The sequence below is a fragment of the Candidatus Methanoplasma cognatum genome (genome assembly GCA_009777615.1).
GTDB classification, from domain to species: domain Archaea; phylum Thermoplasmatota; class Thermoplasmata; order Methanomassiliicoccales; family Methanomethylophilaceae; genus Methanoplasma; species Methanoplasma cognatum.
In genome coordinates this window covers 175769-196502 of sequence record WRLM01000001.1, presented here as the reverse complement: position 1 = coordinate 196502, position 20734 = coordinate 175769, and the positions used below count along the sequence as shown (strand labels likewise).

General features: G+C 53.1%; 23 protein-coding genes. 3 read left to right on the top strand and 20 right to left on the bottom strand.

Annotation, left to right across the window (positions count from 1 at the left end; genetic code table 11):
• Positions 1 to 23: 23 nt before the first annotated feature.
• The 10 genes from FWG96_00860 to FWG96_00815 form a co-directional block, all read right to left on the bottom strand.
• Positions 24 to 245, bottom strand: a complete 222-nt coding sequence (locus FWG96_00860; GenBank protein MCL2031817.1) for an LSM domain-containing protein — start codon at positions 243 to 245, stop codon at positions 24 to 26.
• A gap of 142 nt (positions 246 to 387) precedes the next feature.
• On the bottom strand, positions 388 to 900 hold the full coding sequence (gene scpB / locus FWG96_00855) for an SMC-Scp complex subunit ScpB (GenBank protein ID MCL2031816.1): 513 nt from the start codon (positions 898 to 900) through the stop codon (positions 388 to 390).
• 1 nt (position 901) lies between these two features.
• Entirely contained in the window at positions 902 to 1780 is an 879-nt protein-coding gene (locus tag FWG96_00850; protein ID MCL2031815.1) for a chromosome segregation protein ScpA, read from the bottom strand.
• A 5-nt stretch (positions 1781 to 1785) separates the two neighbouring features.
• On the bottom strand, positions 1786 to 5376 hold the full coding sequence (gene smc / locus FWG96_00845; protein ID MCL2031814.1) for a chromosome segregation protein SMC: 3591 nt from the start codon (positions 5374 to 5376) through the stop codon (positions 1786 to 1788).
• Between the two features lie 140 nt (positions 5377 to 5516).
• Positions 5517 to 5909 (bottom strand): MmcQ/YjbR family DNA-binding protein, encoded by a 393-nt coding sequence (locus FWG96_00840; protein ID MCL2031813.1) that lies wholly within the window; start codon positions 5907 to 5909, stop codon positions 5517 to 5519.
• Positions 5906 to 6391, bottom strand: a complete 486-nt coding sequence (locus FWG96_00835; GenBank protein ID MCL2031812.1) for a glyoxalase — start codon at positions 6389 to 6391, stop codon at positions 5906 to 5908. Before FWG96_00835 ends, FWG96_00840 begins: the two co-directional genes overlap by 4 nt.
• Before the next feature lie 69 nt (positions 6392 to 6460).
• Positions 6461 to 7249 (bottom strand): HAD-IIA family hydrolase, encoded by a 789-nt coding sequence (locus tag FWG96_00830; protein MCL2031811.1) that lies wholly within the window; start codon positions 7247 to 7249, stop codon positions 6461 to 6463.
• Position 7250: 1 nt separating this feature from the next.
• Positions 7251 to 7787, bottom strand: coding sequence for a uracil-DNA glycosylase (locus tag FWG96_00825; GenBank protein ID MCL2031810.1), 537 nt, complete (start codon positions 7785 to 7787; stop codon positions 7251 to 7253).
• Positions 7784 to 8317, bottom strand: coding sequence for an orotate phosphoribosyltransferase (pyrE, locus tag FWG96_00820; protein ID MCL2031809.1), 534 nt, complete (start codon positions 8315 to 8317; stop codon positions 7784 to 7786). Before pyrE ends, FWG96_00825 begins: the two co-directional genes overlap by 4 nt.
• A gap of 4 nt (positions 8318 to 8321) precedes the next feature.
• Positions 8322 to 8894 (bottom strand): CDP-2,3-bis-(O-geranylgeranyl)-sn-glycerol synthase, encoded by a 573-nt coding sequence (locus tag FWG96_00815; protein MCL2031808.1) that lies wholly within the window; start codon positions 8892 to 8894, stop codon positions 8322 to 8324.
• Positions 8895 to 9068: 174 nt separating this feature from the next.
• Between FWG96_00815 and FWG96_00810 the strand changes: the two genes are divergently transcribed.
• The 3 genes from FWG96_00810 to FWG96_00800 all read left to right on the top strand — a co-directional run bounded on the left by FWG96_00810 (position 9069) and on the right by FWG96_00800 (position 10368).
• Complete coding sequence (locus FWG96_00810) at positions 9069 to 9275, top strand: hypothetical protein (GenBank protein ID MCL2031807.1); 207 nt, start codon at positions 9069 to 9071, stop codon at positions 9273 to 9275.
• Positions 9276 to 9313: 38 nt separating this feature from the next.
• Positions 9314 to 9811 carry a hypothetical protein gene (locus tag FWG96_00805; GenBank protein ID MCL2031806.1) on the top strand — a complete coding sequence of 166 codons (498 nt, stop codon included), beginning with the start codon at positions 9314 to 9316 and terminating at the stop codon, positions 9809 to 9811.
• 98 nt (positions 9812 to 9909) lie between these two features.
• Positions 9910 to 10368 (top strand): nucleic acid-binding protein, encoded by a 459-nt coding sequence (locus tag FWG96_00800; protein ID MCL2031805.1) that lies wholly within the window; start codon positions 9910 to 9912, stop codon positions 10366 to 10368.
• Here the strand turns inward: FWG96_00800 and FWG96_00795 are convergent, their stop codons facing one another.
• The 10 genes from FWG96_00795 to FWG96_00750 form a co-directional block, all read right to left on the bottom strand.
• Complete coding sequence (locus FWG96_00795; protein MCL2031804.1) at positions 10369 to 11451, bottom strand: NAD(P)/FAD-dependent oxidoreductase; 1083 nt, start codon at positions 11449 to 11451, stop codon at positions 10369 to 10371.
• A gap of 7 nt (positions 11452 to 11458) precedes the next feature.
• Positions 11459 to 12424, bottom strand: a complete 966-nt coding sequence (locus FWG96_00790; GenBank protein ID MCL2031803.1) for a polyprenyl synthetase family protein — start codon at positions 12422 to 12424, stop codon at positions 11459 to 11461.
• A gap of 269 nt (positions 12425 to 12693) precedes the next feature.
• Positions 12694 to 14211: an NADH-quinone oxidoreductase subunit N gene (locus FWG96_00785; protein ID MCL2031802.1), complete on the bottom strand. Its 1518-nt coding sequence runs from the start codon at positions 14209 to 14211 to the stop codon at positions 12694 to 12696.
• Complete coding sequence (locus FWG96_00780) at positions 14212 to 15744, bottom strand: NADH-quinone oxidoreductase subunit M (protein MCL2031801.1); 1533 nt, start codon at positions 15742 to 15744, stop codon at positions 14212 to 14214.
• Entirely contained in the window at positions 15745 to 17808 is a 2064-nt protein-coding gene (locus tag FWG96_00775; GenBank protein MCL2031800.1) for an NADH-quinone oxidoreductase subunit L, read from the bottom strand. It abuts the gene before it with no gap.
• Between the two features lies 1 nt (position 17809).
• Positions 17810 to 18112, bottom strand: a complete 303-nt coding sequence (gene nuoK, locus FWG96_00770) for an NADH-quinone oxidoreductase subunit NuoK (GenBank protein MCL2031799.1) — start codon at positions 18110 to 18112, stop codon at positions 17810 to 17812.
• Positions 18099 to 18488, bottom strand: coding sequence for a hypothetical protein (locus FWG96_00765; GenBank protein MCL2031798.1), 390 nt, complete (start codon positions 18486 to 18488; stop codon positions 18099 to 18101). Before FWG96_00765 ends, nuoK begins: the two co-directional genes overlap by 14 nt.
• Entirely contained in the window at positions 18481 to 18819 is a 339-nt protein-coding gene (locus FWG96_00760) for an NADH-quinone oxidoreductase subunit J (GenBank protein MCL2031797.1), read from the bottom strand. The genes FWG96_00765 and FWG96_00760 overlap by 8 nt, the downstream gene beginning before the upstream one ends.
• Positions 18819 to 19559 carry a 4Fe-4S binding protein gene (locus tag FWG96_00755; protein ID MCL2031796.1) on the bottom strand — a complete coding sequence of 247 codons (741 nt, stop codon included), beginning with the start codon at positions 19557 to 19559 and terminating at the stop codon, positions 18819 to 18821. The genes FWG96_00760 and FWG96_00755 overlap by 1 nt, the downstream gene beginning before the upstream one ends.
• On the bottom strand, positions 19559 to 20731 hold the full coding sequence (locus FWG96_00750; protein ID MCL2031795.1) for an NADH-quinone oxidoreductase subunit H: 1173 nt from the start codon (positions 20729 to 20731) through the stop codon (positions 19559 to 19561). The genes FWG96_00755 and FWG96_00750 overlap by 1 nt, the downstream gene beginning before the upstream one ends.
• Between the last annotated feature and the right edge of the window lie 3 nt (positions 20732 to 20734).

The window sequence follows — 20734 nt, the reverse complement described above, 5'->3', positions numbered from 1 at the left end:
TGTGTTATCATCAAAACACGATATCAAAGGATAGATATGCTCACAACGTTGTTCCCGCGGAGCACGACCGTGCCCAAACGCCTCTGTTCCTCACCGGCGACATTGTTCTCTACGGTCTCGTCCAGTACCATGTTCATGTACTCGTCGAAACCGGTGAATTTGCCTTCCAATACCCTCCCGTCCTTGAGAAGGAGTGAGACGCGTTTGTCCAACGATTTTTCCAACAGCGTTTGCGGCATTACCATATTATCGGGCTGACCATAAGGTGTTTGATTAAAAGCTTTTTCCTATTGGAGAAGGGGCGCCGTTGATCCTGCGGTTTGACTTAGCCCTGTGCGGCCGCCATCATTAAAAAATTGGCGCTTGTGCCCTTGCTGTGCCGGGATATCACTGATCGGGGCCGATGTTCTTGGCCTGAGACTCTATCCACTTTTTTATGTCGGAGACCCTTGTGCTCCCTATTCCGAAATACTCGGAGAATTTCTTCGTCGTGGTCAGTTCCAGCGTCTGCCCTGTCCTTTTCCCCGATACGAAATCCATCTCTATCAGCGCGCGGACGTCGTCGTATGTCCTGACGCCGCGCGTTTTGAACAGTTCCGACTGCAGGACAGGCTGATTATAGGCGATGGTGCTGAGGGTGCGCATCATCCCTCCGGTCATCTCTGCCTTTGCGAACTGTCCGGTGAAATCGGCGTACTCTGTTCTGAGCATCATCTTGTATTCGTTTCCGATCTTGGCGATCATTATCGCCGAGTTCCGATCATCATACTCTTTCCTGAGGTCCTTCAAAGCGTACCTTATCTTTTCCTCCGGGAGTCCGGTCTTCTCGGCTATGCCGGAAACGCTGATCTTTTCGGCGCTGGAGAAGAGTGCCGCCTCGACCGCGCCCTTCTCATCCACCTCAGTTCACCGCCTCTGCTTCTTCCTGGTCCTCTTTGCTTTCCAGCGTCGTCGGTATCCCCGGCACTTTCATCTCTATGGTGATCACGCCTCTCGGCAGCGATGCCTGGGATATCTCCAGTCTTCCGTCCCTTACGAGGTGAAGGACCGCGATGAATATCCTCAGATTCGCCATTATGTCCCTTGTGTAAAGCTCGTCGATCTGCATCGGACCGGCGCCGAGCCTGACTATCCTTTCCCAGACGAACTCCACATCCTGCTTATCGTCCTCATCATGGGCCTTGTTGTCGAATTTCTTCGGTATCCTGTCCTCAAGTCCTATCCTGACCCTTTCCCTCTCGAGGTAGATGTCCATCTCCTCTCTCGCTTCCTCGAACGCGTCAAGCAGTTCATACATCGTCACCGGGCGGACCGGATCCCTGCTGTATGCGTGCCTGAACGAAACTTCTGGCACTATGAGCGACTCGTCCTCGTCCTCAAAGGAGAAATCGAAGAATTCCTCTTCAAAGGGCTCGTCCGATTTGGAACAGGTCGCCTCCGACTGCAGTCTCAGGATCCTCCATGCCATCAGCATGAGCTTTCCAGCCACGATCATATCGAATCTGTTCTCGTTCACCTTTTTCGAATATAATTTGACGAATTCTCTGAGATCTATCTCCCAGGGGTCTATCCCGTTCTCCAGGACCAGGCTGAAAGCCGCCCTTATCGACTCGTCGACAGGGTCGTTCAGTCTCTCTCCGGAGCCGGCCTTCCCGAGTATGTCCATATACCCGTTTATCCTGACATACGCATCGCTGTCCTCCGCCAGGGCCTTATGGAACAACAAGTGCTGTTCCATATCTTCTTTCTTCATTGTTTCATCCATTTGCATCCCATCCATCTTTTTTAAGTTTCCGTTTCCTGTTTTCTAAGAATTTCTTCTTCGTATCTTGATACCTCTGCGAGGTCCGGCTGCATTATGACCTTGCTTATGCCGGACGGCGGCCTAGTCACCCCGATCAGGTGATCGGCCGTTGCCAGTGTCACTTTCCTTAAGGACACCTGTATGAACTGAGCCCTGCCCGAGCTCTCTTTGATCCTCTTCGCCACCATCTCCGCGTTCACCGAATCCAGGAACATGTCCACTTCGTCCAGCACGTAGAACGGCGACGGCTGATATTCTTGGATCGCGAAGATGAACGCCAGCGCCGTCAGGGACTTCTCTCCTCCGGAGAGCGCTTCCAGTCTCAGCAGCTTGCCGTTCTTGGGCTTTGCGTTTATCGTCAGCCCTCCCAGGAAGGGGTCGTCCTCGTTCTCAAGGCCCATGAACGCTTCCCCTCCGCCGGAGAGTTGCTCGTATATCTGCTTGAAGTTCTTGTTCACCGCGTCATAGGACTGCATGAACAGCCCCTTCTTCTGCGAGTTCAGGGAATCGGTTAGATCGCTGAGCTCCTTTATCTGATTCTTGAGTTTTCCGATGTCGGCCATCAGGCCGTCGTACCTGGTCTTGCGTTCTTCGTAATCTTCGATCGCGCGGAGGTTCACGTTGCCTATCCTGGAAAGGATACCTTCGCAAGACCTTATGGTGCGTTTTATCTCCTCTTCCGAAGGAATGGGGAGTTCCACCTGTATCCTTATCTCCGCCATCTCCGCCTTTATCTGGGCCAGGTTCTCTTTGGCGATGTTGACCTGAGCTTCGTTGGACAGTTTCATCCCGTCCTTGACCTCTATCTTATCCTGAACGGAGTCCTTTTCGCTGTTCAGTTTGAATCCTTTTTCCACCAGGGCGTCCTTCTCGTCCCTCAGCCCTTCTATGCCCTTTTCCATCTCGCTCTCGATCCTTCTGAGGGCATCAAGCTCGATGGTTATCCTCTCTATCTCTTTCTCGTGGGCGGTTATTTGTTCTCTGCTTTCCCCGATCTTCTTTTCAGCGGACCTCATCTGCTTTTCAAGGGATTCGCGCTGCTTGTTGAGACCCGATATCTCCGTCTCAAGAGAATTCTTCTGCGAGCGCAGGTCCGATACCTCGTTCGAAAGCCCGTATACGCTGTCCCTTACTCTCTGTATCCTTTCCTGCATCTCCGCCGGAGCGATCGCCGTGATCCTTTCTCTGACGGCTGTCCTTTCATCCCTCAGCGCGGCCAGGGAGGCGGATATCTTGTCCAGATTCAATTTAAGATCTGATTGCTGCTTCTCCGCAGCGCCGCACTCGTTCTTCTTTGCCGTAAGCTCATCCGCAAGCTGCTGCCTGGACCTCTTCAGCTCGGATATCTTCGCCGTGAGCTGTCCGATCTGTGCCTGGGCGCCCATGCCTGCGCTGGACAGTTTCCTCATCTCGTCGTCCATAGCGCGGATGCTGTCCCGCAGTTCTTTCAGTTTGGATCTGAGGTGGTCCATCGAATCGTTGGCCGCCCTCAGTTTTGAACTTACTTCGTCGAGCTTAGATTCCGACGCCGCGCCGAATTTCAGCACGCTCTGCGGGCTCAGAGTTCCGCCTGTCATCGCGCCCGATGCTTCAAGGAGCTCCCCGCTCTTGGTAACCAGCCTGACGCCTCCCATGAGCGTTCTCGCTTCCGCTATCGTATTGACCACCATGGTATCCTGGAACACATACCAGAACACGTCCGTGTATTTCTGATCGAAATCAATGAGGTCAGTGGCGTATCCTTCCGTCTGCTTGACGGTCATTATCGCCTTAGCCCTGGGCTTGCCGCTCATCATCTTGTTCAACGGCAGGAACGTCACCCTGCCCAGCTTCTCCTTTTTGAGATATGATATGCAGTCTGATGCCACCTGGTCGTCGCTGACGACGATGGCCCTCATCTTCCCTCCGGCGGCCACCGACAGGGCCGTCTCGTAACCCGGCTGGACAGTGGCAAGCTCCTGGACAGTTCCGTGGATTCCGGTCGCCATGCCTTTATTCCTGAGCTCGATTATCGCATCGGTCGCTTCGTCCCCTTTGTTGATCCTGTTGGAGACCTTCTTTTCGGCCATGAGCTCGCTGTACTGGGAATCCAATCTTCTGATCGCCTCCTTGAGCTCCGACTCCTGCTTTTCCAGCTCGGCCTCTCTCCTCTTGGCTTCGATTATCTTTTTAGATATCTCATCGGTCCCGCCCATCGGACCGGCTTCCTGCTTCACCTCTTTCAGGTTCCACTCCGCATCTTTGATATCGAAATCGGCGGATTGGAGCCTTTCGTCAAGCGCGGCCTTGGATCTTTTGAGCTCTTCCGCTATTGCCAAAGCTTTGGCTGCGGCAATCCCCGCTTCGTGTTCCGCCTCTTCGTTTGAATCGATGAGAGCCTCCAGTTCATTGAGCCTGTTCTGGAGTTTTGTATGCTCCCCTCCGTGTTTGGACATCTCCTCGCTGATCTTTGCGTCTTCCGTCTTTGCGGCGGCCAGTTCCTTTTCGCGGCCTTCGAGCTGTTCGGCGACGGCTGAAAGCGATGCCGACAGACCCTTGTGCTCGTCCAGGATCTCTCCCAGGGATCTTTCGAGCCCTTCTTTGACCGACTCCTGATCTTCAATGTCCTCTTCGGCGCGCTCGGCGCGGTCCTTCTCCATTGCCATGTCGATCTTGGCCTTCTCTATCTTGCCCTTGATCTCTTTGTACTCCGGCCCGACACGGTCCTCTATCTCTTTCTCTTTCGCTTTGACGGCTATCTCGTTCTCTGCGTATTCCCTCTTCAGCGATTCCTTCTTCTCGTTCAATTTCTGGATCTCGTTAATGATCGAGGCTATCTGCTCGGCCAGTCCTTCCAGCTTTGCCTCCTCTATCTGCATCTGCCTGTGGACGGATTGCGCTTTTGCCATCTCTAAAAGGCCCTGGGTCTGGATGTACTTCTTCGCATCTTCCTTGTCCTTCTCCAGTTTCTCGATCTGCTTCTCCAGTTCTTCGACGACGATCTTGATCCTTTCCATGTTGAGTTCTGCTTCCTGACGCTCCCCTCTCGCTTTCTCTATGTCTGCGTCGTAGCTTGCTATCCCGGATATCGCGTCCAGGACCCTCCTTCTCTCCATGTTGCCCATCTGCACGATCCTTGTGACGTCTCCCTGCTGCACCATGTTGTAGCCGTCGGCGCTTATCCTCGCCTTGGTGAGGAGACCGTCGAACTCAGTCAGCGACGATTTTCTGTCGTTGATGTAAAAGTACGAAACGTAATCCTTCCCGTCGTCCGTTATCTTGACGTGCCTGGTGAGACGGACGACGTCGTCGTCCCAAGGCATCATTCTGTCCGAGTTGTCGAATACTAGGGAAACTTTCATGAATCCCGCCTTGCCCTTCGACTTCCCGCCGTCGAATATCAGGTCGGTGAGTTTTCCGGCCCTTATGGCCTTGGAGCTCTTAGGTCCGAGCACAAAAAGGATCGCATCCGTGATGTTCGATTTCCCGGAGCCATTCGGTCCCGTGACTGCCATGTAGCCTTCCATCAGAGGTATCATAAGTTTCCCTCCGAATGATTTGAAGTTCTCTAGTTCTACTTGCTTCAAGTACACGTCATTGACCCCTTTTCAAAGGGCAAACGCAAGCTTTACACTCCGAATGCATCCCATTGTTCGCGCACGAACGAAATATAATAACGCAAGCGCGATATTTAAATACAACCCAGGAAAAGCCCGCTGATGTCCTCCTGGACTCATGGTTTGAGGTGCGCGGCTTGTTTTATTTCATTCTGAACTTTCTTTGGCAGCGAGTCAAAAAGGATCGCATAAGACTTGTCGATCATGTCCCGAAGGACATCCTCTGGCACAGAGCCGTCGAGGTAGAGGGAGTTCCAATGGTCTTTGTTCATATAGTATCCTGCCGTGATGTCCTCATATTGTCCGCGAAGAAGAAGTCCTTCCGCGGGCACCAGTTTCAACGTTATTATCGGTCTGCCCGTGCCGTCGTTGCCCTGCATTGCGAACATTTTACCGCCGACTGTGTACCTTATCGCTCCCCATTCCTCTTTGAGCTCCTTTGCCGCGCCTTTTTTCGACACGCAGTACTCTTCTAACCACGGATAGCCCATGAACCTGTCCCCCGTCATCGCTTGGCTTTGCCGCGCTCCGCCTCGCACTCCAACACGAACTCGATGGGCATCATCGATTTTTCGGAGACCTCTTGCGGGGTCATGCCGGACGCGAGCAACCTCTTGACCACTTCATCCATCGGCTCCGATACTTCGACCACATGGCCGTCGGGGTCGAGGAAACGGACGGTACGCTGCCCCCATGGCGCCTCGGTGAGCGGCTGGAACCCTCTGACCTCGGTGTTCTTTTGCAACCCCGCGACGAAGTCGTCGAATCTGCTCTCCTCGAAATAAAGTTCGAAACAGCGTGCGGTGTTTTTATCCGGAACGAGGCTGTCTTTTGTCTGCTCTTTCCACGTGTCCCGTGCCATCATAGCGAAACCGCCCATGACGACATATGCGCCCAGATCCAGCGATATTGTCTCGCTTAGGACGTCTTTGTAAAAATTCTTGCTCTTCTCTATGTCTGCGACGATGATCATTGGGCTGTGAAACTTCATAATGGACTCACTTGCTGAGCCAGGGCGAGAATCGTATATATATCTAATCTCGCGCCAGTTTCCCCTCCCTCACTCCGTATTGCTTATCCTCCGCAGGAGTTCCGGCATGTCGGCCACCGACCCTATGACATGCGTTGGCTTTGTTTCCATATCCTCGAGGTCGGACGCCTTGGCCTCGCCGGTGAGCACCAGAACGGAGGCGATACCGGCATTGGATGCCATCTTCATGTCCGTATACAACCGGTCGCCTATCATCATTGTATTGTTCTTCTCGACTCCCATCTCGCCTGCGGCCATCTCCAGCATCAGCCCGCTCGGCTTGCCGATGATCACTGGGGTTGTTCCTGTGAGGTAAGAGAGCATACGGATGAACTGCCCTATATCCACGTCATACGAATCCTCCGTCGGGCACAGGTCGTCCGGGTGGGTGGCTATCAGTTCGGCGCCGTTCATTATGTGGTGATATGCCTTGTTGATCTTGTCAAAGGTGATGGTCCTGTCGAAAGTCAGAAGGACTATGTCCGGGTCTTCATCATCGCTTGCGATCCCGAGATCCTCTATCTCTTTGGCCACATCCGGGGCCGCAATAACGAACGCCCTCTTTCCGGCCCTCCTTTCCCTGATGAATCTGGCCGTGGCTATGGTCGAAGTGAGGATGCGCTCTTTGCCGATGCCGAATCCCATCGACCTCAGCTTATCGAAATAGTATTCCCTCGTATGCGAAGAATTGTTGGTCAGAAAGACGAACGGTATCTTCTCTTCGGTGAGGAATTCTGTGAACTCTTTTGCTCCGGGTATGACGTCTCCGCCTTTGTAGATGGTACCGTCCATGTCTATCATCAGCCCGGAAGGTCTCAACTCATCCCTCCAGGTACTCTTCCCTCAGGATCCTCATTGTTGTCCTGAGCGCGTCTCTGGACTCTCTGCTGTATATGCAGGCCGCAGGATGATATGTCGGTATGAACAGAACATCTTTCCCCATGATCTTTATCGACATCTTCGTGTTCGCTATGGCGGACATCTTTCCTTCATAGCCTAAAAGGTCGCGGCACGCCGATTTCCCCAGACCGATGATGACCTTCCTCCCCGATAATTCGTGATCCAGGAACGGGCGGCATGCCTCCATCTCCTCTTTCGTCGGGTCCCTGTTGTCAGGAGGGCGGCACTTGACCGTGTTGGTGATCATCACTTTCGATCGGTCCACTCCTTCCTCTTCCATTATCGCGTCCAGAAGCTTTCCCGACCTCCCCACGAATGGTCTCCCGAGAATGTCCTCCCTCTCCCCGGGGGCCTCGCCTACGAACACCACGGGAGAATTCAGATCTCCGCTCGGGAGGACGATCTTCGTGCGGAGCTCGCAAAGCCCGCACAATCTGCAGTCAGGGTCTGGTCTCATTTCCTTCCCTTCACGATTTCTGAACCCTTTACAAGGGATATTAGCGAAACCCCTATCTTTTCCAGGCTCTCTTTCCCGCCGCCTTCTCTGTCCACCACGGTCAGTACGTCGCTGACGGCCGCACCGCTCTCCCTCAGGAGAGATATGGCCTTGATGCTGGAACCTGCGGTGGTTATCACATCCTCCACCACGAGCACCCTGTCCCCCGGCTCAATATCCCCTTCTATCAGCTCCTTTGTGCCGTGGTCCTTCTGCTCCTTCCTGACCATGACATACGGGATGCCGGTCGCCATTGAGAGTGCGGCCGCCAGCGGTATGGATCCGAGGACCACCCCGGCTATTCTGTCAGGACGCAGGTTCTCGGTCTGCAACTTCTCAGCCATGAGCTGGGATATCAGATAGAGCACTTTCGGGTTAGTGCTCGCTTTCTTTATGTTAATGTAGTAATCGCTCTTCGCTCCGGACGCCAGCGTGAACTCCCCGTACTGAAGCGCCCCGCATTCCTCAAGTGCTCTTGAAATCTCGCTCATCTTATCACCAGGGTTCCTTCTTGAAACCGAGTTTATATCCTATTATATTAACGCCTCTGTGTATGACGAACATAAGTGCCAGTATGAATATCAACGCCGCTATGTGCCAACCTTCGATGAACATCGAGTACACCCAACCGGGGAAGAACACGGCCGTTACCAGAAAGGCTCCGAACACGAAATCATACTGATCCAGCACGGGCGCTTTCTGGCCTCTTTCCATTCCGAGCCTTCTTTTTATGAACGCCCCCATAAGATCCCCCAGTATGGCTCCGAATGAAAGACAGAACAATATCCCGACGTTGCCCCAGAATGACCCGAAACCCCAGTAGTTCTCCGAATCCCACAGGGACGCGGCGGCGATCATTATAAGTCCGATGAGGACGCCTGCGAAGCCTCCTCCGAACAGGCCCCTCCAGGTCTTTCCGTCTCCGAGTATCCTCTTCCCTCTCCACATCCTTCCGAAGTCGATCTTCGCGCCGCCGCCCACGGCAGCGGCCGCTGAATTGGGGAGCATTGCGGGTATGAACAGCCACAGGCCGTTGAGCATTATCAGAATAACTTCGGCGATATCCATCGGTCTCTCGGACGCTGATTGCGGATTGACCGTATAAGCTTTCGGAGAACCTTTTACAAAAAAACCCCTGTGCCATCCATAGATCGGTGCGTCTGCGGCTTCGATGAAACAATTAGGCTGACTGTATTCAGCAAAGATATATACCCCCATACCAATCGGAAAGGCAAGAATAACATGCCGATCGAATCTTTCTACGAAATGCTGGTCATAGATACTCCTGAAAAGGCGCGAAAGTTAGTGGAAGCTTTCGAAGCCGCGGAACAGAGAGGACCCTATGTACCCAAACACGATGTGATGAAAGAACTCGAAGAGGACGAAAGGATCATGAAAGAGATCTTAGAGAAACGCAGATCAGAGAAGAACAAGGAGAGTTCCCAGTGAGTCGTTTCTTCAACAGACTTCGCACTCTGATCTCAGAGATGAGTGAAAGCGAACTCCGCTCCCTTTTATCTTCATTCAGGTGCTCGGCTGAACCGGCCGCCGAGAACTTCCTGAACAGGATTGCGGTCATGCATGAGAAAAATGGTATTTCCAGAACATATCTGTTTCTGGAAGAAACCGACCCCGGCGTAGACATTATCAAAGGGTTCTTCACACTGGCGGTCAAATGCCTTGCGGTTGATGAACATCACAGCATCCCGGAAGACGTACTCATGCAGATGAACATCGACCGCGGGGTTGCGCAGGCGTATCTCTTAGGGCAGTTGGCAAAAGCGGACGGCACGGAGAAAGGATTCGGGAGAGAGATGATTGAACGCGCCTTTGACATATTCTCCAAAGGAAATGAGATGTTCGGGTGCAAGGTGATACGCTTAGACTGCAAAGACAGATTAAAAGAATATTATGAGTCCTGCGGATTTACCTTGACGGGAAAAAACCACAACGGGACCCTGAATCAAATGGTAGCCATTATTTGATCCCTCTGACCACGGAGCACGGCATTTTTGATGTCTGAGATGTGTATTTTTGAATCCCTTTCAGGAAAATAAATAACTCCTTTAGCGTATGCTTAGGTATGCTAATCTTGGACAGTTCGGCGCTTTTTTCGATGGAAGGGTTGCCCGATGAGGAGTTCCTATGTCCTCCCGGCGTCGTCGACGAGCTTGCTAAGCATGACGACAGGAGGATAGATCTTTGGGGGGACCTCCTCAGGATCTCCGACTGCACAAAGGAATCTGTCGAAAAGGTGACCGAAATCGCCAGAAAAAGCGGCGACCTCGGGAGGCTGTCGCCCGTTGACATCACTGTGCTGGCTCTTGCGCTTGACACCGGAGGGGCCATACTTACAGACGACTATTCCATCCAGAACGTGTCCCGCATCATGGGGATCCCTTTCAGGCCGGTCGGGATGGCCGCGATAAAGAAAGTGGAAAAATGGAACTACCGGTGCATAGGGTGCGGAAAGTGGTTCAAAGAAAAGATCGACGAGTGCCCGATCTGCGGCTCCGGGATGAAAGCGCACAGAAAACGATGATCATGGGAATATGCGCTTGCACCTGATGAGGTTGCCCATGCGCCTTGTGCCGAGGATGCTCATGCATATCTCTGTCCTCCTGTCGGATCCGAAGGCCAATACGTCCGCGAGTCTTTTGTTGCTCGTGGCGATCCTGAGAGGCTTGCGGAATATCCTCATGCATTCATTCTGATAATCCGTCAGACTGCGGTCGTTGATGATATTATCTCCGGCGACCTCGCCGCAGACCTTTCCCGCGATTAGGGCAAGCGGCAACCCCCCGCCGTTGACGGGTATCACCTGGCCGGCGGCGTCTCCGACGATCATGCCGTTGCCGGACACCAGCCCGGGCAGCATTCCCCTGCTCGGGACGTATTTGCCTTCGAGCCTTGTTATGACATTGAAGTCATGCTTCTCCCTGAACTTCTCGAAATGTTCGCTTACCGTTCCGGGCGCAAATTTAGGGGATAGTCCCACACCGACATTCGCCTGACCTTTCTTAGGGATTATCCAGCCGTATGCTCCCGGCGCGATCCCGCCGAAGAACATCTGAACATACGGTTCAAAATCGCCTTTCGCCTGGGCGGTGACCGCCGGGTACGGGTCGCTGTTCTTCGGAAGGCCGAAGGCCTTAGCGACCTTTGAACCAGGGCCGTCCGCACCGATGATCACGTCATATTCTATTTCGCCTGAGGACGTCAGCGCCTTTCCTCCCTGTGTCTTCTTGAAAAGACAGCCGGTGATCAGTTCCGCACCTTCCTTCTCCGCCTCGGACACGAGGTGTTTGTCAAAAGCGTCCCTGTCCGTTGTGTACCCGCTGAAATCCAGAAGCCTTTCCTTCCCTTTTGGATCTATGAGCTTTATCCCTTCGATCTCCCTTGATCTAAGATTCTTCGGCATATCGAACAGAGAGGCTATGTCCCCCGCATTCGGGAACATTTTGATTATCTCCTCATTAGAGGGCATCATCTCGCCGCACCTTACCGGAACGCCGACCTCCGGCCTCCTTTCAATCATGATCACCCTCGCCCCTTTTGCGGCGGCATATTTTGCCGCCGTCGCTCCTGCGGGTCCGGACCCTACGACCAGAATATCCGTTCTCATCCGGCGATCACCTGTTGCGGTCCACGATAAAATTTGAAAGACCGATCAGGGATCTTTTGTACGGGGAGTCGTCAATACCGTCGAGGAAAGGTATCGAGGCCTTTGCGATGCTTTTCGCTTTTTCAAAGCATCTCGGTACGGCGTCGGTCTTCTTTATCAGCGCTATCGCCTCGGACACTTCCGACCACTCCAGCTCCCTTTTACTGAACAGCTCCTTTACCGCGCCGCCGTGGACTGGGTCCTGCATTGCATATATCGTAGGAAGCGTCGGCTTCCCTTCCATTATGTCGCTGCCGATCCTTTTCCCCGTCTTTCCTTCGTCGCCGGTCACATCCAGAATGTCGTCCACGATCTGGAATGCCATGCCTGTACGGAAGGCGAACTCTCCTGTGTTGTAGATCGTTTCGCCGTCAACCCCTGCCAGGAACGCGCCTATCTTCGCGCCGCACTCTATCAGCTTTGCGGTCTTCCCTTCGATTATTTTCATGTATTCTTCTTCTGTCGCCCCGACGCTGTGCTCGAGATCCTTCTGTTCAAATTCGCCGGCACCCATCGCGGCGGATGCTTCGACTATGTAGTCCACAACCTCCGGGGACGCCGTGCCGATGAGCCTATATCCGGTGGCGAACATGAAATCGCCCGCAATGATAGATTTTCCAACAGAATACTTCTTGTATGCGGCCTGAGCCCCTCTTCTGAGGTCGCCGCGGTCGTTGATGTCATCATGGATGAGTGTGGCGTTGTGGATTATCTCGATGGCGGTCGCGACGTCTATCGCTTTTCTGATCTCCTTTCCGCCGCATGCGCGGTGCGAGAGCAGACACATGGACGGCCTTATCCTCTTACCGTTCGAACCTAGGACATATCTGCATATCTCGGTGAGTTCCTGGTTTTTGGACCTTACGGTATCCATCATAAGTCTCTCTACTTTTTCCAGATCCTCAGAGATAGAAGAATGCCAGAGCTCATCCATTGGTTCGGGGATGTTAAGTATCTACTTAACTGTTTTCTACCTGGTTCTTCCGCCGTCGGCGGGCGAGACGCACATGATCCTATCCGCCGGTCATGTATTCTGGCGAGCGGGAATTCCGGATTGCGCTTATTCGAATGTTTCTCTTCCGGATGCAAAAATTGACTCGGCATTTCACTGCCCGATTAATAAGAGAGTTTGGTTACACCGTGTGGAACGCGCGCCGCGTGTTACCTGCCATAAAGGAAAAATAAAGGGATTGGGAAAGGGTTTTAACTTAGCAGTGCCGACGCCGCCTCTGCGCAGAAGTCCATGATAAGCTGAGGATATACACCAAGTATGAGGACAAATGCCAGACAGAACGCGATTGCCGCCGTGAACGTCTTCGGTATCTTGATCCTCTCGGTCGTTTCCCCTATGTCGATGAACATGGTCCTCACTACCCTCGTGTAATAGTACAGAGAGATCGCGGAGTTCAGTATCGCGATGAACGCGAGCCATATCCATTGGGTCATCACACCGTTATCATATATGGCTGACGAGAACAGGAATAACTTTCCTGTGAATCCCGCCGTAAAGGGTATGCCAGCCAGAGCGAAGAGGAACAGCATCATTGCAGCAGCAATGAAAGGTGCCCTCTTGGACAAACCGCGGTAGTCTGAGATCTTCTCTCCTATTCCAACTGTTATCAGCGCGCCCACCACCAAGAACGCTCCGCCTTTCATGAACACATGTGCGAACATGTAGAACAGACCGGAGGACAGTGCGTAATCGGTCGCGACCGCCATCACTATGAGGATGTAACCTGCTTGAGCTATGCTAGAGTATGCGAGCATCCTCTTGATATTATTCTGAGCTATCGCTACGACGTTTCCGACCGTCATCGTGATCGCCGCGATTATCGCGAACATGTACTGAACTTCTATCATGTCGAAGTTCACCGCGTTTGCGATGACGAATATCACCAGGAAGATCTTGAACAGCGCCACGAAACCGACTTTCTTCGATCCGGTCCCGAGGAACATCGACACCGGCGTCGCCGCTCCCTCGTACACATCCGGCGCCCACATATGGAAGGGGACCGCCGCGATCTTGAATCCGAAGCCCGCGACCATCGTTATCACAGCAATGCCGAACGCCCAGCTTAATTCTCCTTGCGCAACAAGCTCAAGTGCGATCTCCGATATGTTGGTGGTCCCGGCAATGCCGTAGAGCATTGACAGACCATATAGTGTCAGGGCTGTCGACATCCCGCCGATGATGACGTATTTGACGGCCGCTTCTGCCGCTCTCGGGTCGCTCCTCTTCATTGCCACCAGTACGTAAGAGGCAATACTTGCCAGCTCGACCCCGATGAAGATCGTTATCAGATCATTCGCGGTGGCGACGAACATCATCCCGACCACCGCCGCAAGCAGCAGCGAGTTGAATGCGCCATAGTGCATCCTGGTCGTCTCACTGCTCGATACGGTGACCAAAGCGGTGAGGAACGCCACTACCTGGAACAGCAGTATCATCACGCCGGCGAACGTGTCGTAAGTGAATAGCGTATAGAGTGTCGGGTCTGCGATGGAATCGGGATATAGTCCTTCATATCCACCGGCCATCATCAGTAGGTTGAAGAATGCCGATATCAGGATCACTGCTATGGTGACTATCGTCACAACATCCTTTCTCTTCGTGCCGAAGAACACCGCCGGCATTATCAGCGCGCCTATCATCAGGATGATCATGGGCGCCAGTGGGGCGAAATCCCCGAATATTGTTGTTACTATGGTACTGTCTATCACTCAGACCACCTCCAGCCAGGGGATAGTGGGCAAATAGCCTTTGATGAAACCAAGGGCGAGGTCCGGCCACAGGCCGAACAGCGCTATGAGCGCACATGTGGCGCCGAGCGCTATCACTTCCGGCCTGTTCAGATCATGTATGTGTGAGAGGTCGATCTTGGTGGTAAGCCTTCCGAACATGCTTCTCTGTATCGCCCACAAATAGTAGCCGGCGGTCAGCAGCAGCGTGATCAAACAGAATGCGACCAGCCACAGCATGTCCGGGTGTGCGTAGTTATAGAAGGAGAATATTATCCCGAACTCCGCCACGAACCCGACAAGGCCCGGAAGGCCCAGAGATGCCAAGAAACCGAACATCATGAACCCTGCCAACAGCGGCAGCTTTCCGGCGATGCCGCCGAGCAGAGGTATCTCTCTTGTCCCTATACTGTGGCCAGCGGCTCCGCAGACCATGAACAGCACTGCCGAGATCAGACCATGCGCGAACATCTGGAAGACTGCGAACTGTACCCCTATGTCGGAAAGACACGCGATGGCGATCATGACCATACCCATATGACTGATCGACGAGAATGCGACCATTTTTTTGAGATCCTTCTGAGCAATGCAGGCATATGCGCCATATATCATCGCAAGGATACCAATGAATACCATCATCGGCTGCCAGGAAACCGCGCCATCTGGAAGCACCTCCAGACAGATCCGGATTATACCATAGGAACCCATCTTAAGCATGACTCCTGCCAAGAGCACCGACCCTGCGGTCGGCGCCTCGGTGTGCGCGTCGGGCAGCCACGTGTGGAAGGGCACGATCGGCATTTTCACGGCGAACCCGAAGAACAGCAAACCGAAGACCAGAGTTTGGAAGATGGGGCTGATGGTCCCGGCGATTATTCCATTGGCTATTCCATCCTTCACCGCAGCGAATGAGAAGTCCGCCAAGCCGCTACTGCCGGCCGCTCCGAACACGAGGGCAAAGATACCGATCAGCATGACCAGGCTTGCCACGTGTGTGTAGATGAAGAACTTGATAGCGGCGTAGTGCCTTCTCGGGCCTCCGAACCACGATATCATGAAATACATCGGGACCAGGGTCACTTCCCACATTATGAAGAAGAGGAAGTAATCTCCGGCCATGTACACACCCATCAGCCCCACTTCCATTGCCAAGAGTAAGGCAAAGAAGTAGTGGGGCCGGTCATTCTCACGGGCGGAGAACACCGTCGACAGGAATACCAGCACTCCGGTAAGGAACACCATCAGTATACTCAGGCCGTCAACCGTAAGGATGTATGACATCCTGACGCCATTCGTCTCTATCCAAGCGTAGTTTTCAAGGTACACGGACGGATTAGGAGTGAACAGTAGCACTATGGAAAGTACCATGGTGATACCTGAGAACGCTCCCGCCACGTATTTCGCATATTTCTGCCTCTCTCCGCCCATTGCGAGGGTCGCCACCGCCCCGATGAGCGGCAAGACCAACAATAGGGTCAGAAGGTATGGCACTTCGAACGGAAGATCATAGAACATTTACGCACCTCCTACGAAGTAGAGCAATGCAAGTATCGCCGCAAGCACAACAATGCCTATCGCTATGACCGCAGTGTAATCGCGAACGTTCCCAGTCTGCATCTTGCTGATGGACTCTCCGCCTCCTACGACCGCCGCCGACAATGCGTTGACGGTCCCGTCGACCACTTGAGTATCCACGAACTCCACTCCCTTTGCGATGCCGTTGCCCATCTTCCATCCTATCTGGTCATAAAGCTGCGGGAACCACCATCTCTTGGTGAGGGCTTTGTAGAGCCAGGAGTTTCCATCCTTGTTGAACTTGCCGGGGCTGACGGACATCTTGCTGTACATCAGGTGCGCAACGGCTATCGCTATCAGCACCAAGGCTATCGTGATGTAGGTGTATACGCTCAGGAATATATCCTCAAGCCATTCCACCATCCCATGCCCGTGTCCATACCCTACCTTGAACTTTAGGTAGGTGAAAGGGTCACTTGCATCGAGACCGTATGTAATAGTAGTGTAGTCACCAAAGCCTAACAGCAGCACCACGCCTAGCGCGGCGGCGAAGGGCGCCAGTATCATCAAGGGGATCGTCATGCTCTTCGGGGACTCCCCGTGGCAGTGTTCCGTTCCGTGACCCGGCCTTCCCTTGAAGGTCATGTACCACATGCGGAACATGTAGAATGCTGTCATGAACGCTGTCACCACCGCAAGTACCCACATGATCGTGAACAGGTACCCCTCCGTGCCGTAATCTCCGGCGTGCATAATGGTTTCCAGCACCACCTCTTTCGACCAGAACCCGCTGAAGAGCGGGAATCCCGCGATCGACAGAGAGCCTATAAGCATTGTGACGGAGGTTATCTTCATCTTACTATGGAGTCCTCCCATCTCCCTCATGTCCTCTGTTCCAGTGGAGTGGATCACCGATCCCGACCCCAGGAAGAGTAGCGCTTTGAAGAACGCATGATTAACCATGTGCAGGCATCCTGCTGTGTAACCTACCGCTCCGGCCGCTATCAGGTGGTGGTCGCCGGACTCTATTCCCAGCGCCATCAGGTATCCGCCGGCTCCCAGCGCCACGAACATGTATCCAAGTTGCGATAGCGTGGAATAAGCCAGTACTTTCTTTATATTCATATTATTAAGCGCCATGGTAGCGGCGAAGAACGCCGTTATACCTCCGATGACCCCGACGAACAACATCACTTCCGGGTTCTGCGTGAACAGCGGGAAGCATCTTGCTACGAGGTACACCCCTGCCTTGACCATCGTCGCCGCATGTATCAATGCGGAAACGGTCGTGGGGCCGGCCATCGCATCCGGAAGCCAATCCAGAAGCGGGAACTGCGCGCTCTTTCCTATCACTCCTCCGAATATCAGGAGGCTTGCGAGCATGATCATATTTGAGTCCACGCCCGCCATAACGGCGGCGTCGAACACCACAGTGTAGTCAAGACTTTGGAATTCGAACAGCAGGACGAACAACCCTCCCAGAAGACATATGTCTCCCAGCCTGGTGACGAGGAACGCTTTCTTCGCCGCAGATGCGGCGTTGTCCGAAGCGTCGTCGCCATTGGGGTGGTTGAAGCTCCAGTATCCTATCAGGAGATACGAGCAGAGGCCCATTATCTCCCAGAACACGAACATCATGAGGAAGTTGCTTGAGATCGCGAGTCCAAGCATTCCGACAAGGAAGAGAGACACTTCTGCATAATACCTTCTCTTCTTCACGCCTTCATCGTGCATGTATCCTATCGAATAGACAAATATCAGCGTCGAAATGAAGGACGCGAATATCATCATAAGACATGAGAGGCTGTCGATGTAGTATCCTATATTGATTGTGTGAGTGCCTACTGAGAACCATTCGATATGCTCCGTCACATAGCCCAGTTCCGCGTATGCGGAGGACGTGAAGAACTCGTAAGATACGAGAACGGAAAGGACGCAAGCGAACAGCGCGCCGGCTATGACGACCGGGCCTCCTCCCTCGGGCATCTTCTTTCCGAAGAACCCTACGATCACGAAACAGAGCATTGGGACCAGCGGGACCAGCCAAGTATATTCTATGAACATCTTACCACCTCATGGATGTGAGGCTGTCGGCCTCGGTCGTGTTCTTCATCTTATATGCATTGAGCAGTATCGCGATACCTACCGCAACCTCTGCCGCTGCCACAGATATGGACATTATAACGAACACCTGTCCCAACACGTCCGTTGAGAACGCTGCGAACACAATGAAATTGATATTAGCCGCATTGAGCATCAGCTCTATGCACATCAGAACAACGATGGTGTTGTTCTTTGCTATCACGCCGTACGCTCCTATAGCGAAGAGTATGGCCGCGAATATTAGGTAGACCTCAATCGGTATCATCGCTTTCCACCTCCTCTCTGGCTACGCATACGCCGCCTATCATGGCACCGAACATAAGCAGTGCCAGAATGAGCATCAGCGGACCGTATTTCTCAAACAGTGCGAAGTTGAGCGAATTGGGGTCCATGACCATGACATAAATCGGATTCCCGTTTTCATCCACCATGTCGTTCCCGTGTTCATCCTTCATGACTTCGAGTATGTCGTTCCCGTGTTCATCCTGCGTAACTTTGGGTACGTCCGTGCCGACGAAGTCGATGCTTTGAGGGGACTCGTTATCGACGTAGTCATTCCAATCCGTTGCAACCACTGACAGCGCGAGCACTGCCAGCAGCATTCCCGCCGCGAAAACGCCTATCACGACCTTCTTATTCATCCCCATCACCTCCCGGACGCATTATGTATCTTCTTGTCAGCATGATGCTGAACGCGAACAGTATGGTTATTGCGCCCACGTACACCAGCATCTGTATGACGCCGATGAACTCTGCCTCCAGGAAGAAGAATGTGACCGCCACGCACACGAACACGAGGGCGAGGTAGAATGCGCTGTGCACCACCTCTTTCGCGGTCACCACGTACAACGCGGCGGCTATGGCTATCGCGGCCAGTACGACGAAGGCCACAAGGTCCGAGTTCGCCCAGAGGTATCCCATCAGATCGCTAAATCCGTTCCAAATATCATTAAGGATCTCCATTATACCCATTATAGCACCTCGTTAATGTGAAGGGCGTCCTTGGGACAGTCCTCCACGCAATTCTCACAGCAAATACAGGTGTCATTATTGAACTCAGGGTACAGTATCGGCCTGCCTTTTTCGTTCACTCCGTGCTCCACCATCTTAACGGCGTTCACTGGACACACCTTCTCGCATCTCTTGCAGCTTATGCATTTGGCCGCGTCCAGGACCGGCCTGTCGATCATGAACGGTGACACCCTTCTCTCGGGGTTCCCGTTCTCTATATCTGACATCAATGTCTGTTCGAGATGGATCTCCATCTTCTCGGTTATTCCGTCGTAAGCAAGCCTCTTCGGACCGTATATCAGGTCCTCTCTTGTATATTCGGCGAGCTCGAACTCGGGGGTGACGGTCATGGCGTCCACCGGGCAGTATTCCGCACAGTATCCGCACATCGCGCATCTTCCTATGTTGATCTGCGGCCTCTTGACCTTCTGTCCCGCGCTGTCGTCTGTTTCGACGAGTTTGATACAGGATGTCGGACACATCTTTACGCACATGCCGCATGCGACGCACTTGTCAAACCTTAGTCCGGGGCGTCCGCGGTAGTTCTCCGGCATCCACATCTTTTCGTAAGGATACAGGATAGTGACCGGCCTGTGAGCGATCGTCTTGAAGAAGATCTTAAGGGCCTTTGACACCGGCTTCATGACCCACAGGGTCTTTGCCGGGCTCCTCGGGTATTTGTCCATGTATTCTTTGACCATCAGAACACACCTCCCAGTTTAAGCAGAAGTACGACCGCAAGGTTCGCTACCGACAGCGGCATGAACACTTTCCAACCTATGTTGACGATCTGATCCGTCCTCACACGCGCGAGCGCTCCTCTCAGTATTATCATTATGAAGAATACCATCCAGACCTTGGCCAGGAACACTATCTCCGGGGCCCATCCGTTTATGTCCATCGGCGCGAAGGGTATCAGCCATCCGCCCAGGTACATTATGACCACCATGGCGCATGAGACGTATCCTCTGAAGTAGTCCGCCAGCATGATCAGGCCCCATTTCATACCCGCATACTCTGTCTGCCATCCTTCGACAAGTTCCGCCTCCGCTTCCGCTATATCGAACGGCACGCGTTCCGCCTCGGCGGTCGCGCAGAATATGAAAGTGATGAAACCGATTATCTGGGGAATGAAGAACCAGACCGTATCGAACTGCGCGTTGACAATGTCGCCGATGTTGAAGCTTCCCGCCAGCAGGCAGGTGGATGCTATCATTATCAGCATCGGCACTTCATAGGAGATCATCAGCTCGGCGGCTCTCATCCCTCCTATCAGCGAATATTTATTGTTCTGCGCCCACCCCGACACCAGTATGAAGAACGGCGCCAGGGCGAACAGAGCCATGATTATCAGCAGGCCTGTTCCGTAATCGACGACGTACCACCTCGGGGAGAGGGGGATCATACACGCGATCAGCGCAGATGTGCCGATAATGAGGGCCGCCGTCCATAAGTATGTCTTCTTGTCGACGTTCCTTGAGATCGTGTTCTCTTTCATGAACGTCTTGAATCCGTCGGCCAGACACTGCATGAATCCTTTCAGTCCGATCATGGTGCCTCTTCTGTCCATGACCCTTCCGAGGACCTTACGCTCCATCCATAAAGACAGCAACGTAACGACGAAAGCGATCAGGAATATCAGAACCATGAATACGACAATGGCGAATATGTTGGAGACCTCGTCCGATACCAGCCAAGTCGATAACCCGTTGCCGGGGAAAATGAGATTGACGAGCCACGCGATGAGGCCTCCCAGGATCTCCCATATTTTGTATGAGAGGTCGAACGGAAGATTGTACGACCCGTAGGGATAGAATGGATTATCCATCACATCCTTGAACTGTATCCAATCCAAAATGCTGCTGTACGCCATTTT